The sequence below is a fragment of the Cloacibacterium normanense genome, assembly GCF_002943105.1.
Taxonomy (GTDB): domain Bacteria; phylum Bacteroidota; class Bacteroidia; order Flavobacteriales; family Weeksellaceae; genus Cloacibacterium.
Genome location: NZ_PTPZ01000010.1, coordinates 46,601 through 66,380 on the forward strand (window position 1 = coordinate 46,601; position 19,780 = coordinate 66,380).

General features: G+C 33.0%; 17 protein-coding genes. 3 read left to right on the forward strand and 14 right to left on the reverse strand.

Features of this window, described 5'->3' with window-relative positions:
* Positions 1-18: 18 nt before the first annotated feature.
* The 14 genes from C3729_RS12640 to C3729_RS12705 all read right to left on the reverse strand — a co-directional run bounded on the left by C3729_RS12640 (position 19) and on the right by C3729_RS12705 (position 14,370).
* Positions 19-1,293, reverse strand: a complete 1,275-nt coding sequence (locus C3729_RS12640) for a hypothetical protein (protein ID WP_104794482.1) — start codon at positions 1,291-1,293, stop codon at positions 19-21.
* Positions 1,290-2,144: a dTDP-4-dehydrorhamnose reductase family protein gene (locus C3729_RS12645; protein ID WP_104794483.1), complete on the reverse strand. Its 855-nt coding sequence runs from the start codon at positions 2,142-2,144 to the stop codon at positions 1,290-1,292. The genes C3729_RS12640 and C3729_RS12645 overlap by 4 nt, the downstream gene beginning before the upstream one ends.
* Positions 2,144-3,271, reverse strand: a complete 1,128-nt coding sequence (gene wecB, locus C3729_RS12650) for a non-hydrolyzing UDP-N-acetylglucosamine 2-epimerase (RefSeq protein WP_104794484.1) — start codon at positions 3,269-3,271, stop codon at positions 2,144-2,146. Before wecB ends, C3729_RS12645 begins: the two co-directional genes overlap by 1 nt.
* Positions 3,268-4,125: a hypothetical protein gene (locus tag C3729_RS12655; RefSeq protein WP_104794485.1), complete on the reverse strand. Its 858-nt coding sequence runs from the start codon at positions 4,123-4,125 to the stop codon at positions 3,268-3,270. Before C3729_RS12655 ends, wecB begins: the two co-directional genes overlap by 4 nt.
* A complete protein-coding gene (locus C3729_RS12660) occupies positions 4,122-4,709 on the reverse strand; it encodes an HAD family hydrolase (RefSeq protein ID WP_104794486.1) in 588 nt (195 codons plus the stop codon). The genes C3729_RS12655 and C3729_RS12660 overlap by 4 nt, the downstream gene beginning before the upstream one ends.
* A complete protein-coding gene (locus C3729_RS12665; protein ID WP_104794487.1) occupies positions 4,702-5,436 on the reverse strand; it encodes a 3-deoxy-manno-octulosonate cytidylyltransferase in 735 nt (244 codons plus the stop codon). The genes C3729_RS12660 and C3729_RS12665 overlap by 8 nt, the downstream gene beginning before the upstream one ends.
* Before the next feature lie 121 nt (positions 5,437-5,557).
* Positions 5,558-7,096, reverse strand: coding sequence for an aldolase catalytic domain-containing protein (locus tag C3729_RS12670; RefSeq protein WP_104794488.1), 1,539 nt, complete (start codon positions 7,094-7,096; stop codon positions 5,558-5,560).
* 39 nt (positions 7,097-7,135) lie between these two features.
* Complete coding sequence (locus tag C3729_RS12675; RefSeq protein WP_165785778.1) at positions 7,136-8,398, reverse strand: lipopolysaccharide biosynthesis protein; 1,263 nt, start codon at positions 8,396-8,398, stop codon at positions 7,136-7,138.
* A 5-nt stretch (positions 8,399-8,403) separates the two neighbouring features.
* Positions 8,404-9,405, reverse strand: a complete 1,002-nt coding sequence (locus tag C3729_RS12680; protein ID WP_104794490.1) for a polysaccharide biosynthesis protein — start codon at positions 9,403-9,405, stop codon at positions 8,404-8,406.
* Between the two features lie 12 nt (positions 9,406-9,417).
* A complete protein-coding gene (locus C3729_RS12685; protein ID WP_104794491.1) occupies positions 9,418-10,827 on the reverse strand; it encodes a nucleotide sugar dehydrogenase in 1,410 nt (469 codons plus the stop codon).
* Between the two features lie 167 nt (positions 10,828-10,994).
* A complete protein-coding gene (locus tag C3729_RS12690; protein WP_260204526.1) occupies positions 10,995-11,459 on the reverse strand; it encodes an ArsR family transcriptional regulator in 465 nt (154 codons plus the stop codon).
* Between the two features lie 374 nt (positions 11,460-11,833).
* Positions 11,834-12,802 carry an SDR family oxidoreductase gene (locus C3729_RS12695; RefSeq protein ID WP_104794493.1) on the reverse strand — a complete coding sequence of 323 codons (969 nt, stop codon included), beginning with the start codon at positions 12,800-12,802 and terminating at the stop codon, positions 11,834-11,836.
* Between the two features lie 58 nt (positions 12,803-12,860).
* Positions 12,861-13,319, reverse strand: coding sequence for a UpxY family transcription antiterminator (locus tag C3729_RS12700; protein ID WP_104794494.1), 459 nt, complete (start codon positions 13,317-13,319; stop codon positions 12,861-12,863).
* Between the two features lie 412 nt (positions 13,320-13,731).
* Positions 13,732-14,370, reverse strand: coding sequence for a DUF6266 family protein (locus C3729_RS12705; protein ID WP_104794495.1), 639 nt, complete (start codon positions 14,368-14,370; stop codon positions 13,732-13,734).
* Between the two features lie 718 nt (positions 14,371-15,088).
* Here C3729_RS12705 and C3729_RS12710 point away from each other — a divergent pair.
* The 3 genes from C3729_RS12710 to C3729_RS12720 all read left to right on the forward strand — a co-directional run bounded on the left by C3729_RS12710 (position 15,089) and on the right by C3729_RS12720 (position 19,686).
* The gene (locus C3729_RS12710) at positions 15,089-15,637 is read left to right on the forward strand and encodes a helix-turn-helix domain-containing protein (protein WP_104794496.1); all 549 of its coding nucleotides are present in this window, start codon (positions 15,089-15,091) and stop codon (positions 15,635-15,637) included.
* 1,003 nt (positions 15,638-16,640) lie between these two features.
* Positions 16,641-19,445 carry a T9SS type A sorting domain-containing protein gene (locus C3729_RS12715; RefSeq protein WP_104794497.1) on the forward strand — a complete coding sequence of 935 codons (2,805 nt, stop codon included), beginning with the start codon at positions 16,641-16,643 and terminating at the stop codon, positions 19,443-19,445.
* Positions 19,446-19,455: 10 nt separating this feature from the next.
* The gene (locus C3729_RS12720) at positions 19,456-19,686 is read left to right on the forward strand and encodes a hypothetical protein (protein WP_104794498.1); all 231 of its coding nucleotides are present in this window, start codon (positions 19,456-19,458) and stop codon (positions 19,684-19,686) included.
* The last annotated feature ends 94 nt before the right edge of the window (positions 19,687-19,780 follow it).

Below are 19,780 nucleotides of genomic sequence, written 5' to 3' on the forward strand. Positions count from 1 at the left end.
GATTCGATTAAACAATAATTAATTAAAAAAGGACTTTAGATCTTCGAAAAAGGAAACGGGATTATCAATAAATGATACCACAATTGGATTTCCTATATAAAACCAAATACTTGTATGAAGTAAAGAAAATCTGATTTTAACAAAAATTACGAAAAGAATCATTAATTTCAATGGTAATCTTATAAAAATTGCTTTTGGAATCACTTCAAGATTCAAAACTAAAATTGATGCAAGTAAAATAAAATCTGAAGCGAAAAGAAATCTATTAAAATTATAAGTTGCTGCCAAAATATTACTAATTGATGACAACATTACTGAAAAATAGAAAAATACAATTCTATAATCCAACGATTTAATTTTTTCTTCATACAATTTAATAAATGAAAATAATGTTAAAAAAATCATTATGTATTTTTGAAAAATTCCATGAAATTTAATATGGAATGAACTAATACTGTTTTGCAACTTAATATTATCAATATATTCTACGTTTGTATAGCTCTCAAATCTATCTTCAAATTTTAACGGAATAGCACTTTTAAAAAGTTCATTCAAGGCTGAAATATCTAATTCTACAAAGAAAATACTTAAAATATAAATGATAAGAAAAAAAAGCTTGTTTTTTGGCAAAAACTTATATAATATGAAAAAGAAAACAAATAATATTAATGAAAAATGTATTAAAATTGGAAAAGGAAGGAAAAATAAGGCTCTTTTATTTTGTTCTAGGAAATATTTTAAAATGATAAAACTAAAAACATGAGCTGCTGTCCAGAATCTTGCTCCGTTAATTTGCCATATTGGATTTATTAAAAAGAGTAAAAAAATTAATAAACTAACAATTAAAGTCTTATTAAAATATTCTTCACCAATATTTTTTAAAATCATTTCAAGGTTTTTAAGCCAAAAAAAAGAAAAAATAACTCCAAAAAAAAGAAACAAAATTTTGGTGTCGTTGGTAAAGATTGAAACGAAATAAGTAACTACAAATTGATAAATATCTGCTTCCCCTTCTTCAGCACTAAAAGCACTTAAAATTGAACTTACGAAATCTACTGGATAGTCATGAAGAATATGAAGATATGCTTTATATCTTTGAGCATCTTCACCTTCAGCCGCATCACTTATATCCTGAGTTGCAAACTGATAAGAAAAGAAAATTGAAACTAGAAAAAACGGGAAAAAAAAGTTCTTCCGATTGAAATTCCTGATACTAGTAAATAGTAAAAGAAAAGGATTTATTAAGAAAAGGAAAAGCTGTGTTTTTTTTATTTTACTAACTGCACTAATCATTTAATGTGGTATGAATATGAAATTGATTTTTTGATAAAATCTTGTAATTCTTTCATTTGAATATCAAAGTTAGGTACTTCAAAATCAAATTTATTGGATTTCTTAAGCGACTTATCAACTGTATAATTTTCAAATGGCACAATCCTTGTCGGGTTTACCTTATATTGATTAAAAAGGCTTAACAAATCAAACTTGCTTATTTTGCTCCCGTTAGTTACTTGAAAAACCCCGTTCAGTTCATATTTAATAGCTTTCTCGATGGCTTTTGCTAATTCTAATGTGGTAACTCCCCCCCAAAAAGCATGTGTATAACCTTTTACCTCTCCCTCTTGCTTCATGAACCAATGAAACAATCCTGTTCCGTCTTTCAGTTCAGGCCCTATAATTGAAGTACGTAAAGTGCAATGGAAAGCATCTAAAATTTCGCCTAGTGCTTTGCTTCTTCCATACACATCATCTGAATCACGGAAATCATCCTCACCATATGCGCCTTTTATACCTGAGAAAACACAATCAGTACTTATATGAATTAATTTCGCTCCGCAAATATTTGATAAATCCCTCAAAACATATGGAAATAACGCATTCAAATATATTGCACTCGCTGGGTTATTTTGAGATTCCTGCACTAAGGCTCCCACACAATTAATGACAACATCTGGCTTCGTTTGTTCAAATAATTTTTTTACAGCATTCTGATCTTTCACATTACAAACGATACTTTTATCATTAAGAGGGTTACGATATACAGAATTAAACAATTCATAATTTTCTAAACCCTCAAAATACTTGTGCACCATGTGTCCCAACATTCCTGTTGCACCTATAATTAATATTCTTTTCTTTTCCATTATAAATCGTTTTTACGCCATACAGTTCTATTGATATAGCCTGTATATGACAAGATAATTTTGATGGCCTTTTTTGAAACACTTTCTGTTGCATAATCTTCAACGATTTCAAATGGCAAACTGTCTTGAAAATGATTTCGTGTAACTTCTATTGCTCTGATAACGTTTTCAGGATCCAAACCTGTCATGATCACGGTTCCTTCGTCCATGGCCTCCGGGCGTTCGTGAGCTTGTCGTATCGTAACCGCTGGAATTTTCAATAATGAAGCTTCCTCTGAAATAGTGCCGCTGTCGGACACTACACAAAAAGCCTCTTTTTGTAATTTGATGTATTCAAAAAAACCAAAAGGCTTCATAAAACGAATCTGTGGGTTTTGATTTACAAAACCAGTCGCTTCTAACTTTTTTCGTGTTCTGGGATGGGTTGAAACAATGATAGTTTTATTAAAATGCTTTTGCAAAGCCTCTAAAGTATCGAGTAAGGCATTGAAATTTTGTGGCGAATCGATGTTTTCCTCTCTATGGGTACTTACTATTACATAGCTTTTCTTTTCTAAATTTTCATTTTCGAGGACCCTGCTATTTTCTATGGATTCTTTGTGCTCGTTGAGCACTTCTAGCATGCTAGATCCTGTTTTGATAATGGTCTCAGGCTTAATGCCTTCCATAATTAAATAACGGCGGGCATGTTCTGAAAGCACCATGTTGATATCGCTTAAGTGATCAACAATTTTACGATTGACCTCTTCAGGTACACGTTGATCAAAACAGCGATTGCCCGCTTCCATGTGAAAAATGGGGATACGTCTTTTTTTGGCCGCTATTACTCCAATACAACTATTGGTGTCGCCATAAACCAAAAAAGCATCTGGTTGAATTTGATCCAGAAGTGCATCCGTTTTTACAATCACATTTGCAATAGTTTCTGCTGGATTGTTTCCAGCAGCATTTAAGAAATAATCTGGCTTACGAATACCCAGTTGCTCAAAAAAAACTTCATTGAGTTCGTAATCAAAATTTTGACCTGTATGTACTAAAATGTGTTCAACAGAACGATCCAATTCTTTAAGTGTACAACTAAGTTTGATTAATTCAGGGCGTGTGCCCACAAGGGTAAATACTTTCATAAATTTTTAAAATAAACAGGTAAATCCTCCGACAAAAGAGAATATTTTGTTGAAACAAATAAATTAGTGTTTTTTAATATTGAATTTTTATAACAATAAATCAATTCCTTAATTCCAATTCCATTTGACCCAATTGCAGTTTCATGTTTTTTATCAAAATTTATATTAGAAATGTTTTTAGAATTCATCCAAAAGTGATCGCCATGAAGGTCAATACCACAGAGTATAATATTTTTATAACCTAGTTTATATACTAAATATAGAATCCATGAGAGAGAAGAGCCTCTACTAGGAAAATAATAATTTGAAGTAGATAATCCATTTTCTACATATCTATTTTGAAATTCGGCAATACTTTCTACCGATGTACCTGGAAGCTCGTCTATTCTATGCCACATAAATAAATTTCTAGAGTCTAAATAATTTACAAACTCTTTCAATTTTTTTGTAGAAGGTTCATAAGGTCTGAGCAAAAAAATTGAATGTTCAAAAATTTTATTTTTTATTATGTAACTTGCGTTTCGCTCCCATCTTGTCAAATGATCTTCAAGATTTTGTCTTTCTAGCTCAAAGGAATAAAAAGTTGGTGCAAAACCTTTTAAACAAAAGTCATTGATTCCTATTGAATTAGCTTTACGTATTTCATCCCACTCAACTTTTGTAAAATTATTAATGGACTGTCCCGTTCCGAGAATAAAAATAGTATCTGAACTTTTTATTTTTTTCAGTTTTTGTAAACTAAGTTTACTTCCACCATATTTTTTAATTAATAATTCAATTCTATTTTGCTTATTTAAACTACAAACTAAAGGGTATACATTTAGCCAATAATATCTTTTTATAATTTCAATCATATTAAAAAATTATTTATTACATAGTCTGAAAAAGGGGTGAAATATATTTTATTATGTAGTGCAGCTTCCCAGTCATTAATGCTATCTCCTATTAAAATGCATTCTTTTCTATTGTAATCATGCATTTGGATTAACTCTTGAACCCATATCTTTTTAGGTTTTGGGGATCCATGTATAGAGGCAAAAAAGTGGTCTATGTCCAATGACTTGCATAAAAAACGTAGTTCGTCTTGATCAGAACCAGAAGTGATGTGCATTATATACTTCCCTTGATTTTCTTTAACAAAACGCAAGGACTTCTCAATCAATAGTTTTGGATTGACTAATAATTCTTTCATAATTACTGAAAATCGCTCTGCCCAAATTAAAATTTCTTCCTCCGAAACTGTTTCTTTTCTTATTTCTTCAAAGAAATATCTAAATTTCACATATCGTGATAAACCGCCATTTGTTTGGTGAAATATCATCAGCTTTGCTACTTGATCTTGCGGAAAATCTGCTAAAACTCTTTGAAACCCAATATCTCGAACACTATTAGAATTCATGAGTACTCCATCAAAATCCCAAAAAATAACTTTAATCATTAGATTGTGATAAATGAATTATAACTTTCTCAATGTCTTCTGGAACATCCACTGCTATTGAGTCTTTTGACAATTTCAACATTCTAACTTCATAACCTAATTCTAAAAATCTTAAAATTTCAATATCTTCAATATTTTCTAAAAAGGTTTTTGAATTACATTTATAGAAGTCAATCAAAGCTTTTTTTGGAAATGCATAAACACAAACTTGTTTAAAAGCTTTTGTAAATTCCCCATTTTTATTACCAGGAATAGCCGATCTACTCATGTAGAGCAATCGTCCATCAGGCCTAAAAACAACTTTAGGGATAGTCAAACTCCTAAAATCCTCCTCTAAGTCAATTTCTGCATAACCATTTAATATTTCGCCATCAGAATTTTCAACTTGTTCTATTATTATTTCTATATTGTTTGGATTCATCAGGGGCTCATCTCCTTGCACATTGATATAGTAATCAAAATTCGTCATTTCTGCAAACTCGGCAACCCTATCAGTACCTGTTAAACAATTTTTTGATGTTAATACCACTTGTATTCCTCTTTCTTTACAATGATTTATAATAATTTCATCGTCAGTCAAAACATATACTTTATTGGGATCAATAGCTTGAATCACTTGATTGTACGTTCTTTCAATTAGTGATTTGCCTAAAATATCCACTAATGGTTTATTTGGTAATCTCGTAGAGGCCAAACGGGCAGGAATTACAACAGCGTAAGATTTCATTTTAAGATTATATATTGGAAATTATTATGAACTATCTTTTTTTTACCATTAATTGAATTCAATACGAAACATCTTAAACTCGAAATTATAATTATGTTAAGTATTTATACCATTGGGATTACTACAAAAAGGCATAAATAGATTTTGAATCTATATTGTACGAAGTTTCATTTAAACTGATGATTTTTTTGTTTGATTTTTCTGAAAACTTCTCAAATAAGTAACTATTCTCAGCAAATAATTCTTGTGCTTTTTCGTTCATCAAGCCTTTAGAATATCCATCAAAACCAACAGTATATATAGTAACTGCCTCTAATTTTAAAGCTATCTCTAATGCTATAGCAGTATGTGAATCTTGAAATTTATCAGAGAAAGAGTTTGTTGCAAGTTCATAACTCATCTTCTTTAATGGATTTGGTATATATGTTCCCATCTTTCTGGGTGAGGGTGGTAAGATACATATTGAATTTAATGGAAGGTCACCACTAAAAACATCCTCCATTCTATGCCCCTCATTACCAACTAAGCAAAAAAACTGTTTGTTTTGAACACTTTTAAAAATCAAAGCATTTTTTGAACTTGCATGAATGATTGCAACTTTTTTATTGGTATTGAGATAATTTACAATGGCATCTTTACAATCAACAACACTTGGGCCACCACCAACAATAATGACTTCATCAAATATACTTTCATCATTCCAAATGAGCATATTTTCATTATCAGCCACTCCCTTTGCTTGATTCTGCAACGCTCTGATGATTGAATTAAAAGAGTAGTACCTTTTACCTACCCAATCCATTACATCTTTTTGCGGGAGTGAGTGTGCACCTGAAACCATGTACGGTAAGTTGGTTCCCCATTCATAAGATTTTTGAAGCTCTGCAAAACCGTCCACTATTTTGGAAAGTGGATTAAAATCTACCTCTAATTTGCCTTGTGCATTTAAGGCTGTTAGGAGTAATTCCGTTTTTACATTTCCTGCGCCTCTTCCCATTCCTGTAATCGTTGCGTCTACAATTTCACAACCTTCTTCGATAGCGGTTAATGTATTTATTAATGCTAATTCCATATTGTTATGTCCATGGAAACCAAGTGGCACCTCTGGGATATAACTTTTTACTAACTGTATCGTCTCTTTTACATCTTGAGGATACACTCCGCCATAAGAATCGACCATATAAAAGTAATCTGCTACGCCTTTAACTTTTGGTAACAACTCCAAAAAAGCTTTCTGTCCCTTCCATTTAGACATGTACATCACATTGAAACCAACTTCAAATCCCATATTTTTAACCGCTTCTGCCAAAGCAATTGCTCTACCAAATTGATTTGGGTCAATTGCCAAACGCACCATGTCGATCAAGCCTTTGCAAGGCCCTAACAATGAATCAACATGCTCTGGACGTATATCTTTTTCATTGAGAATAATGACGAGTTTTTTATTGGTTTGTTCTTTTAATCTTTCCATAACATATAGAGGCAGATAGAAATATTCACCCAAATAACCCTCAAGTGGAACAGAACGATAGCCCACTTCTAAGTAATCAACTGGTAAATTATTGCACGCATGTATGTAAGTATCCACTAGTTTTCTATCGAAATCCCAGTTTGTGTAATAGCCACCATCTCGTAAGGTGCAGTCTAATATTTTTATCATAAGATTTTTTTTAAATTATTAATGAAAATGCTATCATAATTAATTAAGTAACCATGGCATTTTATATATTCTGTTACTGTAAAAAAAAACGATGCAAAATAATACAAAAGAAGCAAAAACCATTGAAAATCCAACACCATGCAAACTATAGTTCTTTACTAAAATCAAAGCAAGTACACCTTGAAGTAAGGTTATAGAAAATGTTATTAATCCCAAAAATTTAGTTTTCTTTTTAAAGAAAATAAAATTCACAGCTATCTGATAAAGAACATTAAACACATTGAATATTAAAAAATAAGGCAAGTATAAAAGTGATTCCATGTAGTTTTTAAAGTAATTCGTTATTATCAAACTTATAACAAAATATCCCAATAAAATTATTATTAAATATACAAAGACATAAATATATAATTCTTTAACAATTTTAATTTTATCATTTGAGTCCAAGTTTTCATCTGACAATTTTTTATACAAATATGGTACATAAGCATTATTGAAAGCTGTATTTAAAATAAAAAAAATTGATCCAAATGTCGCCCCAATTGAGAAAATTCCATTTGCAGTCAAACCAATGCAGTTTGTAATAATAAGTCTATCAAATCCTGTTTTTAGCCAAAATGACAATGAATGGGGAAGCATTGGTATTCCGAATCGCAATTGATTATAAAATTCAACTTTATTAAAATTCAATACAAGAATTTTGTTTGAAATAAAGTAATACAAACTTATAAACCCAAAAAATAAAGCTGGCATAAATATAGAGAGAATTCTACCTTCTAATCCTAATTTAAAAAAATGCAATAAAATAAAAGTTAATGCTGTTGAAAAAAATACGTTTAACAATACAAATAATGAAAAAAACTTTGGGTTTTCTTTTAATCTCAACAAGGTGGTGAAAAGACTAAAAATTGATGTTGACAAAACAGTAATAATTGAATAAATTTGATATTTTAGAGGGATAGCTGTTAATTTAAATATTAAATTATAAGAAAAAATAATTACAAGAACCACAAAACACGAAATAATAAAATTTATTATTAAAGTTGAGGAAATTATATTTTTAAATTCTTCTTCACTTGACTTATAATATGTTGCCGTAATATATGTTCCAAGATGTAAACCTACAAAAGCACCAAAAATTTGAATTAATACATTAAAATTAGTTACAAAACCGAAGTCATCAGGCTGTAAATAAGTGATTACTAATGGAAAAACAAGAAAAGGCAGAGCTTTAGATAATAATTCAGTAATAGTATATAATACAAAGCTGTTAAGTAATAATTTTTTTGTTGAAAACCTCATTAATATCATACAATTGAAAAATCATTAATACTAAGTAAAAGACTTTTCATCTCTTCAACATCTAATCTTTTTGTGTTGTGAGAATGATACTCATCATAATTGAATATTTCATTATCACCCTCTGTAAAATACTTTTCATAATTTAAATCCCTGTTGTCAGCTGGTATTCTGTAATAACTTCCTAAATCCTCTGCTTTAGTCATATCCTCTTTATTCACTAGAGTTTCATACAACTTTTCTCCATGTCGTGTTCCAATGATTCTAATCTTATTCTTTGCACCCTTGAGTTCTAAAATTGCCTTAGCTAGTACTTCAATGGTAGCAGCTGGTGACTTTTGAACAAATAAATCACCTTGTTTGCCATGCTCGAATGCATACCACACCAGATCAACAGCATCATCTAAACTCATCATGAATCTAGTCATGTTTGGATCTGTAATAGTTATTGGTTTTCCTGATTTAATTTGTTCAACGAATAAAGGTATTACAGAACCGCGCGATGCCATAACATTGCCATAACGAGTTACACATACAATAGTTTTGTTATCATCTAAATTTCTAGATTTAGCTATTGCTACTTTTTCCATCATAGCCTTAGAAATCCCCATTGCATTTATAGGATAAGCTGCTTTATCTGTACTCAGCACTACTACACGTTTTACTTCATATTTTTCAGCTGCGTTAAGCACGTTCTCAGTTCCAATCACATTGGTTTTAACTGCTTCCATTGGGAAGAACTCACAAGATGGCACTTGCTTTAAAGCTGCTGCATGAAAAATATAATCGACGCCTTTTACCGCATTTTCCACGCTCAAAGGATCTCTTACATCGCCAATATAAAATTTCACTTTATCGTTGTTGAGCTCCTTACGCAAATCATCCTGCTTTTTTTCATCACGACTAAAGATTCGTATTTCTTTAAAATGGTCGGTATGTAGAAACCTGCGTAAAACAGCGCTGCCGAAAGAACCGGTTCCTCCGGTAATTAATAAAATCTTGTCTTTCATAAATTTTTTTGTTTATAACCTTGCGTTACTTTCTTTTAATATCCCTTTCACATCATACACCACTGTATTTTCTCTTTTTAGCAGTTCTAGATCTAAGTTTAAGAATTCTTTGTGGGCTACACCTAGGACGATGGCGTTGTATTTGTTGGGTGATGGGTGATGGGTGATGGGTGATGGGTGAGATGCTGTACTTCGACTTCGCTCAGTATTAAGTTCAGGATGATAAGAATCGTGATGGGTGATGGGTGATGGGTGAGATGCTGAAACAAGAGATTCCGAAACAAGTTCGGAATGACAAACGAGGTTATATTCATGCATCACTTCGTCAGGATTTGCCCATGGGTCATAAATTGTAACTTGAATGCCGTAATCTTCTAATGCTTTTACCACATCTACTATTTTGGTATTTCTTACATCTGGGCAATTTTCTTTGAAAGTAATTCCCAATAATAATAATTGAGCTCCTTTTACGGTAATCCCTTTTTTAATCATTAGTTTTACTACTTGAGCAGCTACATATTCTCCCATAGAATCATTCAGTCTTCTTCCTGCCAAAATAATTTCTGGATGGTAACCATGCTCTTGTGCTTTTTGGGCTAAGTAATAAGGATCTACACCAATACAGTGTCCGCCAACCAAACCTGGTCTAAAAGGTAAAAAGTTCCATTTTGTACCCGCCGCTTCCAAAACAGCGTGAGTGTCTATATCTAAAATATTAAAAATTTTAGCCAACTCATTTACAAAAGCAATATTAATATCTCGTTGGGAATTTTCAATTACTTTTGCCGCTTCTGCCACTTTAATGGTAGGTGCTAAGTGTGTTCCGGCGGTAATCACACTTTTATACAAAGCATCTACTTTTTGACCAATTTCTGGCGTGGAACCCGAGGTAACTTTTAAAATTTTCTCCACAGTATGCTCTTTATCACCTGGATTAATGCGCTCTGGAGAATAACCTGCAAAAAAATCTACGTTAAATTTCAATCCCGATACTTTTTCCAAAACAGGAATACACTCTTCCTCTGTAGCTCCAGGATATACTGTAGATTCATAAATTACCACATCGCCTTTTTTCAGAACTCTACCTACCGTTTCTGAAGCTTTATATAAAGGAGTTAAATCTGGCTTATTATGCTTATCCACAGGCGTAGGAACGGTTACAATGTAATAGTTGGCTTCTCTAATTTCTTCCAGATATGCTGTACAAAATAAACCGCTTGTGTGACCTTTAAAAGGATTAGAATCTACTAATACCTGTTTTAATAGAACATCTTCTACTTCTAGGGTTACATCTCTACCTTCATTTAATTCTTCTATTCGCTTTTGGTTAATATCAAAACCTACTACTGGAAATTTGGTTGCAAATAATCTTGCTAAAGGAAGCCCAACATAGCCTAGTCCGATGATGGCAATCTTGTTCATTTGTATTTTATTTGTTGTTAATCTTGTTTGAATTTAGAATTTTTTAACAGGCCTTCTTTACTCCTTTTTTATGGCTTCGCCCTGTGAGTCCCATTTAAAATGAGTTCACCTCGGTATGAGTAATTTTCAATAGCTATTTTTCAGAACATTGAAAAAACCAGAATCTCTTATTTATTTTCAAAAACCAACAGTCTATCTCCTACATATTCTGTAGTACTGTAAACGATGACTTCTTTTTTTATCTCTTTTTTAATCCTTTGTATTATATTTTCGATATAGTTTTGGTTCAAGGCAGGACCTTCTATAATCACCTCGATTATTCCCGAATCTATTCCTTTAGCATAATCTCCCACTAAAAAAACACGAGAAACATCTCCCATTCTTTCGAGAATTTGACTAATAATAAAATCTACACCGACGTATTTTTGGATTAATTGCTGTAAAGTAATAAACAAAGGATGGTCTTTATTAGCCTGATACATCACCTTTTTATCGATTTCTTCTCTGATAATAAAGCCTGCTTCGCTCAGATTGTTTAATTCTTTTCTGATCGCGTTTGTATTCTCATTCATCTCCTGAGCAAGACCTCTCAGGTAGCCTGTGTTAGCAGCATTGATAAAGAACTTTACCAATAGTCGCAATCGTGTTTTTGATGTTATAATACTGTCTAACATATTATTGAATGAACAACAAAAGTACTCAAATGTTTTTAAACAACAAAAAATTTTGAAGAAAAGATGTGATGATGTGATGATGTGAGATGTGAGATTCGAGATTCGAGATTCGAGGATGTGAGGATATGAATCGTGAATCGTGAATTTGTGAATTTGTGAAGTCATAAAGTTGATGATGAGTTAGAAATGTTTCCCCCCTTGTCATCCTGAGCATTCTAGGAAGGGAGGGGAAAGAAAAATTTCAGTATTCTTTAGTTGTGGATGTGTTGATGCGAGATGTGAGAGCAGAGAGTTGAGATATCTTCATAAAAAAAGGGCCATAAAGCCCATTTTTATTTTAAATTTTCCCAGTACCAATCTACTGCCTCTCTTAAACCTTCCCCAATAGTATGTGTTGGTTGATACCCTAATAACTCTTTTGCTTTTTCTACCGAAGCCAAAGAATGCGGAATATCTCCCTGCCTGTTAGGACCATGAACAACCTCTATCTCAGCGATTTCAGCATCATATTTACTTAAGTATTCTTTTAAATATTTCACTAAATCATTCAAAGTAGTTCTATCTCCTACAGCTGTATTATACACTGTATTTACCGCTTTAGGATTGGTGGTAAACATTGCTCGTTCGTTCATCTGTACCACATTATCTACATACGTGAAGTCTCTAGAATAATCTCCCGCTCCATTGATTACTGGAGATTCTTTTTTCATTAATTGTTTTACAAATAATGGAATAACCGCTGCATAGGCACCATTAGGATCTTGTCTTCTTCCAAATACATTAAAGTACCTCAAACCGATGGTTTCAATGCCGTATGTTTTGCTAAAAATTTCCGCGTATAGTTCATTTACATATTTAGTGATGGCATACGGCGAAAGAGGTTTCCCTATTTTATCTTCTACTTTTGGTAAACTTTCAGAATCTCCATAGGTAGAAGAACTTGCTGCATAAATAAATCTTTTCACCCCAGCATCTCTAGCCGCCACTAACATATTTAGAAAGCCTGAAACATTTACTTCATTGGAAGTGATAGGATCTTTTATAGAACGTGGCACAGAGCCTAATGCAGCTTGATGCAAAACATAATCTACTCCTGTAACCGCAGTATGACAAACGCCTATATCGCGTATATCTCCTTCTATTAATCTAAAATTAGAATTCTCAAGAAATGGGGTAATATTATGCCTATGACCTGTTGCGAAATTATCTAAACAAACAATCTCATGCCCTTTCCCTAAAAAGTATTCACATAAATTGGACCCTATAAAACCTGCCCCTCCTGTGATTAATATTTTGCTCATATTATAAATTTTCTTGTTCACTTGTTTTATTTGCTTGTATTGAAGACCCCATTCTTTTTTACTTTTCCAAAATCAAAGTGGTTCCTAAGCTGTCTAAAACTAAAATGGTTTTATTATTTTTTTCTTCAATTAAAGTTGCCGTTTGCCCTTTGAAAAGTCCTTCGGTTATGGTCATTTTTTCTCCACGAGCCATCCCCGTTACACAGACTTTTTTGTATTTTTCTTCTTGTAATTCTTTCATCGCCTGTATCTCCTGCTCTCTTACAATTGCAGGTTTTCCTAACCAAAAAAGATACCGCACCACTCCCGGAACCTGAAAAACCAGGGGCCTATCCTTTTCATCTAATTTTACAAAAACATAAGAAGATAATAGCGGTTGGATAATCGTTTTTTTTCGGTCACTCCATTGTTTTACCACAGAAATAGTAGGGCAATACGCCTCTATTCCTAGCGATTGAATATTCGCTACAACTTTCTTTTCATTTCTTGGTTTGGTATAAATAGCGTACCAATTCATGGTTAATTATTTGGGCAATGTTTTACAATTCTATCAAACTTGCTCGTTTTTAAACTGCAAATTAATAACAAATTTACTTTCCTTTCAAAAAATGAATCCATTTTATACTCATTCTAAAGAAGAGATGTGATGATGTGATGATTTGATGATGTGATGATGTGATGATTTGATGATGTGATGATTTGATGATGTGATGATTTGATGATGTGATGATGTGATGAAAGATACGAAATAGCTATTTGGAGTAATCAAAATAAAATAGGTATCCCCCCAACCCTGAAGGGAGCCTATTTTATTTCTTTGTTAGAAATTTTTCCACCCTTTAGGGAGCTCCTCTAAGCGAAAATAATAACAAAAAAAACAGCTTTCAGAGAGTATTCTTTGAAAGCTGTTTGTCAAAAAAAACTATCCGTTACCCTAAAGCAACACTTCCCAAGTAAACGGAATTGCTAGCGGTATTCGAAACCGTATCATACAAAAAAGCATACACGATGACTTCATACCCAACAAGACTTTGAGGTAATGAAACCGTAGCGGAAAGTCCTCCCCTAATTGCTGCATTCTCAAAAACGAAGAAAACGTTCTGCTCTTCATTATAACACAATACATTTACCGTATCTTCTGCTTTCGCATTTCCAAAAACACTGTTATCATCCCACTTTAATTCTAAGTCTGTTTCGGAAACCGCTACTGTAAGATTTTGAAAACCAAAAAGCGTTCCTTTGGACACCAATACTCTCGGATAAAGAATCTGTATGGCATCAGACGTCACCTCTACCGCATTGGTAATGTGGTAAGAAGTTGCCATATTATACCTGCTCTTTTTTCCTATATCATTGCCAAAATACTTATTGAGAGGAGCCCTCAATGGATTCAGAAACTCACTCACGGTTTTAAACTTTATCCTTTGAATTTTTTGCAATTCTGTTGGATTTTTACTTGATTTTTTAGGCAAAGCTCTCATTATGTCTTCACCTCTCCATGTAGAACCGATTACAGTTCCTACTTTTCCTTGGAATCCTCCGAGGATTCCTGTTCTAATTTTTCCCACGTTATTTTTTTTTAGGAATTATACAATTATTTAAAAACACCAGTTATAGGTCTGCAGCCCTATTTCTACCACAAAACTAAAGCGTAAAATATTGCAAAACAAACAATTACACACCACTGTCGGGTATTGTCTAGGTTTAACGTGTATTGTCTTGAAGTGTCGTTATCTCAGGATTAAAAAATTTTGATTTGATAAAGTACTCTTACAAAAATTCAATCATCAATAGAAAAAAATGAGGCCTTTAGAATCATCAAAAAAGGGGTCTTGTTCGAATCAAGTCCGAGTCAAGTCCGAGTCTGCTTCGGAAAACGGGTACCTTTTGCGAACAAAACTGCTCTTTGACTGGAATTTGATTCCTATGAAACCCGTATCAGCATAGCTCTAGTGTTTAAATCAGAAGAAGCAAGAATATAACCTCATGATGCTATTTGACTGATAAATAAATGTTTATCTGTTTAATAAAAACCAGCACAAAACACCTATTTCAAACCTCCATCCTCTTAAAAAGCCCTCTGTAAAGTCTTTCTATGTGACTGTGGAAAACTTTTGCCCCTAAAAACAAGAAAAGTGAAAACATTAAGGGGTTTTCATTTTTAAATAGGAAATTTCTTTCCTAATTTTGAAAACCACTTTTGATAAATCCTACTGATTTACAAGATCTAGAATAGATATATCAAAAAGATAAAAAAAAATTAATAATTATATAATATTTTTATTTATGACCCACCAATTGAACGGACAACAATTACAAAAAGCCTTAGAGATGTTAGCAGAAGTTGTAAGTCCTTTGAAGAAAGAAGAAACGGTACTAGAAAGACCATCAGATGGTGATTTGCTGTATTATGACAATGTATCCATGATGGAAAAATTAAAAGTTTCTGAACGAACTTTGCAACGCTACCGCAAAAATGGCAAAATTAGACATACTACTTTTGGAGGTAAGATTTATTACCCTAAAAACTTTATGGTTTTGCCTGTACCTGAACCCGAAGTTCCTGAAGGCGAAAAAAACAATATTGTCCCACTCAATGAATTTACCAAAAGATACAATACCCCAAGACCAAGAAGCAAAATAATAGATGTAGACCGATTGGTGAGAAGACTAACGTACTTTCCCAGGTCTGAAAATAAAGACTTTAAAAAATTCATGAAACATTTGAAAGTTAAACGAAAGAAAAACCATGCATCCTTAAACCTCTGGCCCAAGAAAATAAAACTGATTGGTTTACCCATTGTAACGCGCAAAACCATTCCTCCGAAAGAATAAAAAAAGCCCTAGCATTTGCTGGGGTATTTTTGTGAAATGGTGTAGTCGTAAAGTTGTGGAGTTGTGAAGGCGTAAAGTCGAGAAGTTGTGATGATGTGAAGTGTCTGAGCTGACTAAAAATCAAGAGCCGAGATGTGATGATGTGATGATGTGATGATTTGATGATTTGATGATGTGATGATGTAATGAAAGTTGCGAGATAGCGATTGGAGTTATTAAAAATAAAATAGGTGCTCCCCAACCCTAAAGGGAGCCTATTTTATTTCTTTGTTAGAAATTTTTCCAGCCTTGTCATGCTGGGCGGAGTCGAAGGAAGGGAGGGGAATGAAAAATTTCGGCATTCTTTAGACGTAAAGTTGATGATGAGTTACGAGATGCGAGATGCGAGATAGCTATTTGGAGTAATTAAAAATAAAATAGGTGTTCCCCAAACCCTGAAGGGAGCCTATTTTATTTCTTTGTTAGAAATTTTTCCAGCCTTGTCATGCTGGGCGGAGTCGAAGGAAGGGAGGGAAAGAAAAATTTCGGAATTCTGTAGGTCTGGAGTTGTTGATGCGAGATACGAGATAGCTATTTGGAGTAATCAAAATAAAATAGGTCTTCCCCAAACCCTGAAGGGAGCCTATTTTATTTCTTAGTTAGAAATTTTTCCACCCTTGTCATCCTGAGCGGAGTCGAAGGAAGGGAGGGGAAAGAAAAATTTCGACACTCTTTAGTTGTGAAGTTGTGGAGTAGTAAAGTCGTGAAGTTGTGCGAAAATGATAATATAAAACGTTCTTTTTTACATGCTGAATAGAATTCATTTGATCATTTCCATTTCTCTAATGGATGAACATTATTATTGATATTCTTCTTTTTGTGATGCATAAAAGTTCTTTTTAATTGTAGTTTTTACAGATTATTATATTTTTTAATAATAATTTAAAGCAAACTGAACAATAGAATTATCATTATTAATATTTATTTACTATCTTTGTACTTAATTTACTAAACACAAACGTAGATGAAATCTTGGAACAACTTATTTCTTGTGCTCACATTATTCGTGTCGCAAGCTTTTTTCTCACAGGCCGTTTTCACCAGTAAAGCCAATGGAAATTGGAATTCATCAGGATCGTGGTTATTAAATTCTGGTACTGACGCTGACGGTATTCCTGATGCGGATGATGCTGTAATTATTAAAGCACATTCTATCACTATTACCGCCAGCGTTACTTGTAGTAGTTTAACCACAGAACCGTTAGCTAACAATACTTCTGGATTAAGCACAACAATAAGTACATCAAATGCTGCAGTAATAACTGTTAATACAAATCAACTATTAACAATAACTGGAGATTTTTTCATCAAGGCAAGTGACTCATACAATCATACAACCATTCTAAATGGACCAGGTTCAGTACAAGCTGGATCCCTTACAATAGGAAATGATATCACTGTATCAAGCGCCAAAACCACTACCTTAGCCGTTAGAACAACAACAAATTTTGACATTTTGGGAAATGTAAATTTGTACACTAACGTAGTAAATTCAAACAACAATAGAGCTACTTTTAGACATGATTCTGGCGTTATTACTATCCTTGGTCAAATGATAATGACTCAAGAAGACAATGGAAGTAGCACTGGATACAATAGCAATCTTGGAGTTAGACAAGGTACCTTAATTTTAAGAAATTCAGAACCTTTAGTATTAAACCCATTAGGGGGGACGCAATTATCTCAGTTACAACCTGTTTTTACGGGGTGCACTGTTGAATATAGACCTAGCAGTGCAAATCTAACTGTCTTCAATACCAATTATAGAGATATCAAAATTAATTCAGAATACGACGTTTATAGCAATGGTTTTAACATTAATACAGGTGGTAATCTATATTTAATAAAAGGACTATTAATCGGAGGGTTTAATTTAAACACAAACACTAGTATAATTAGAAGTGGAGGCGCAACCAAAGACAGTCCAACATTAATCTCAGGTGGTATATACAATGTAACTTACGCCCAAAACTCCAATTTAATCGTTGCAGGAAACGAATTATTAGATACCACAACGCAATTAGAGACATTAACATTAAGTTCAACAAATGGGGTTCAGATTAACACAGTTTGTTATCCAAATCAACTTATTGTAAACGCGACTTCAAACCTAACAGGAACTGGTGATGTTCGAGTTAGAACTCTTTTCGATTTACCTGCTGCAGTCACTTTTAACACAGGGGGTATAATTACTCTTGTTTCAAACATATCAAACACCGCTAGAGTAGCTTCATTAACCTCTAATCCAACGATTAATGGCAACGTCAATGTTGAACGATTTTTAACAAATCAAGGTAGAAAATGGAGACTAATAACCGCACCTGTAAAAGGATCAACAAATAATACCGTTTTTTATAATTGGCAAAACAATGGTTCTTCGGTTAGCGGATACGGAACAGATATTTGGGGTCCTAGTGGCAATCCAGCTAGTAATGGATTACAATTAATTACAAATTCAAGTCATAATTTAAGAAGATTTAATAACTCTACAGGTACATGGACTAGTATTACTAATACTTTTACCGAAACCCTATTTACAAGTTCATTAAACAAAGCTTTTTTACTTTTTGCAACACACCCTTATGGAGAAGCCACTGATGGTCAAGGAAATGTAAACCCTAACATTCCACAAGCAACAACAACCTTAAAAGCTACAGGGAATTTAATCACTGGAAATGTTGTGTATTCTAACGTTCCATCAACCACTTATTTTATCGTAGGTAATCCATATGCAAGCCCAATAGACTTTAAAACAATTCTAAATGATGGCTCAAACAGTGGAATTGGAAAAAAAATATGGTTTATCGACCCAACAATTGGATCATATGGAGCTTATGTAGCTTGGGATGATGTTATTGGATACAGTGACTATACAACTACAAGAAATCCTGGATTGGCCCCTAATCCGGCGAACCAAAGTACCATAATGCAATCAGGCGAAGCTTTCTTTGTAAAAGCTGAGTCTGGAACATCCACATTAACAATAAAGGAAACCCATAAAGCAACTTCAAACTCAAATTTAGTTTTCAATAGAGTTGCAAACACTGTTTCTTCAGAGCGACTGAGAGTAACTTTACACAAAGAAGAAGACAATATTTGGAACAAAAAAGATGCTGTTGTAGCAGGGTTTTATTCTGGAGGAAATAATGCATTTGACACAAACGATGTCCCTAAAATGAGCAATCCAAGTGAAAATTTAGCATTCTACACTGATACACGTTCTTTAACTTCAGAGCATAGAGCACCAATTCAAAATAATGATTTTTTAATGCTTAGATTAACACAAACTACTGAAAATTCAAACTATAAATTGAAAATTTTTACTGAAGATTTCACCTTCTCAGGGCAGGCTTTCTTAGAAGATACCTTCTTACAAACCTCTACTCCTATTGCTTTAGACGGCAGTATTTTTGAATATGAATTTCAAATTACCTCTGACGCATTAAGCTCTGGAAACCGTTTCAAAATAAACTTTGTAGCTTCTACTTTAGGAACTACAACACCTAAAGCTTCATCATTATTGATATATCCTAATCCCACTACTTCAGAACAAGGAATAAATATTTCTTTTGAATCTAGCTCATCTGGTTATTACTATAAATTATTCAATACTGCGGGACAACTTATTGAAACAAACTCAATAATCTCTGTAAACAATAAATTAGGCCATATAGCGTTTAATTCTTATCTTAAGACTGGTGTTTATTACATCAACCTTTATGATCAAAATAGCGAACTGAAAAAATCACAAACCATCATTATTCAATAAATTTATTACTATGTTAAAACATATTTTATTTATATTTTATGTTACGTTCTCTACCATAATTTTTGCCCAAGATGATGGGGTTGATCCAGGTTTTGGATATGAAGGAGACGGTGATGCGGCAGATGCTCCAAATGCTCCAGCTGCTCCTATTAGTGATTTAACATACCCTTTACTTATAACAGGAATTGCGGCAAGTATCTATTTCGCTAAAAAGAAACAAGAAAAAGAGCAAACTCAGTAAAAAACTTTGTTTGCATTATTATTAAAGGTTTTTTACCATTGATTTTTTTCGACGGTTACTTTCCCTATACAGCTCTCTGGTGCATACCTGAGAG

Bases quoted from the DNA above. Each gene is read 5' to 3' on its own strand.
- C3729_RS12660 (WP_104794486.1), bottom strand. From the start codon at position 4,709: ATGATTAAAGTTATTTTTTGGGATTTTGATGGAGTACTCATGAATTCT.
- C3729_RS12695 (WP_104794493.1), bottom strand. From the start codon at position 12,802: ATGAGCAAAATATTAATCACAGGAGGGGCAGGTTTTATAGGGTCCAAT.
- C3729_RS12675 (WP_165785778.1), bottom strand. From the start codon at position 8,398: ATGAGGTTTTCAACAAAAAAATTATTACTTAACAGCTTTGTATTATAT.
- C3729_RS12700 (WP_104794494.1), bottom strand. From the start codon at position 13,319: ATGAATTGGTACGCTATTTATACCAAACCAAGAAATGAAAAGAAAGTT.
- C3729_RS12665 (WP_104794487.1), bottom strand. From the start codon at position 5,436: ATGAAATCTTACGCTGTTGTAATTCCTGCCCGTTTGGCCTCTACGAGA.
- C3729_RS12645 (WP_104794483.1), bottom strand. From the start codon at position 2,144: ATGGAAAAGAAAAGAATATTAATTATAGGTGCAACAGGAATGTTGGGA.
- C3729_RS12640 (WP_104794482.1), bottom strand. From the start codon at position 1,293: ATGATTAGTGCAGTTAGTAAAATAAAAAAAACACAGCTTTTCCTTTTC.
- wecB (WP_104794484.1), bottom strand. From the start codon at position 3,271: ATGAAAGTATTTACCCTTGTGGGCACACGCCCTGAATTAATCAAACTT.
- C3729_RS12685 (WP_104794491.1), bottom strand. From the start codon at position 10,827: ATGAACAAGATTGCCATCATCGGACTAGGCTATGTTGGGCTTCCTTTA.
- C3729_RS12710 (WP_104794496.1), top strand. From the start codon at position 15,089: ATGACCCACCAATTGAACGGACAACAATTACAAAAAGCCTTAGAGATG.
- C3729_RS12720 (WP_104794498.1), top strand. From the start codon at position 19,456: ATGTTAAAACATATTTTATTTATATTTTATGTTACGTTCTCTACCATA.
- C3729_RS12655 (WP_104794485.1), bottom strand. From the start codon at position 4,125: ATGATTGAAATTATAAAAAGATATTATTGGCTAAATGTATACCCTTTA.
- C3729_RS12715 (WP_104794497.1), top strand. From the start codon at position 16,641: ATGAAATCTTGGAACAACTTATTTCTTGTGCTCACATTATTCGTGTCG.
- C3729_RS12670 (WP_104794488.1), bottom strand. From the start codon at position 7,096: ATGATAAAAATATTAGACTGCACCTTACGAGATGGTGGCTATTACACA.
- C3729_RS12680 (WP_104794490.1), bottom strand. From the start codon at position 9,405: ATGAAAGACAAGATTTTATTAATTACCGGAGGAACCGGTTCTTTCGGC.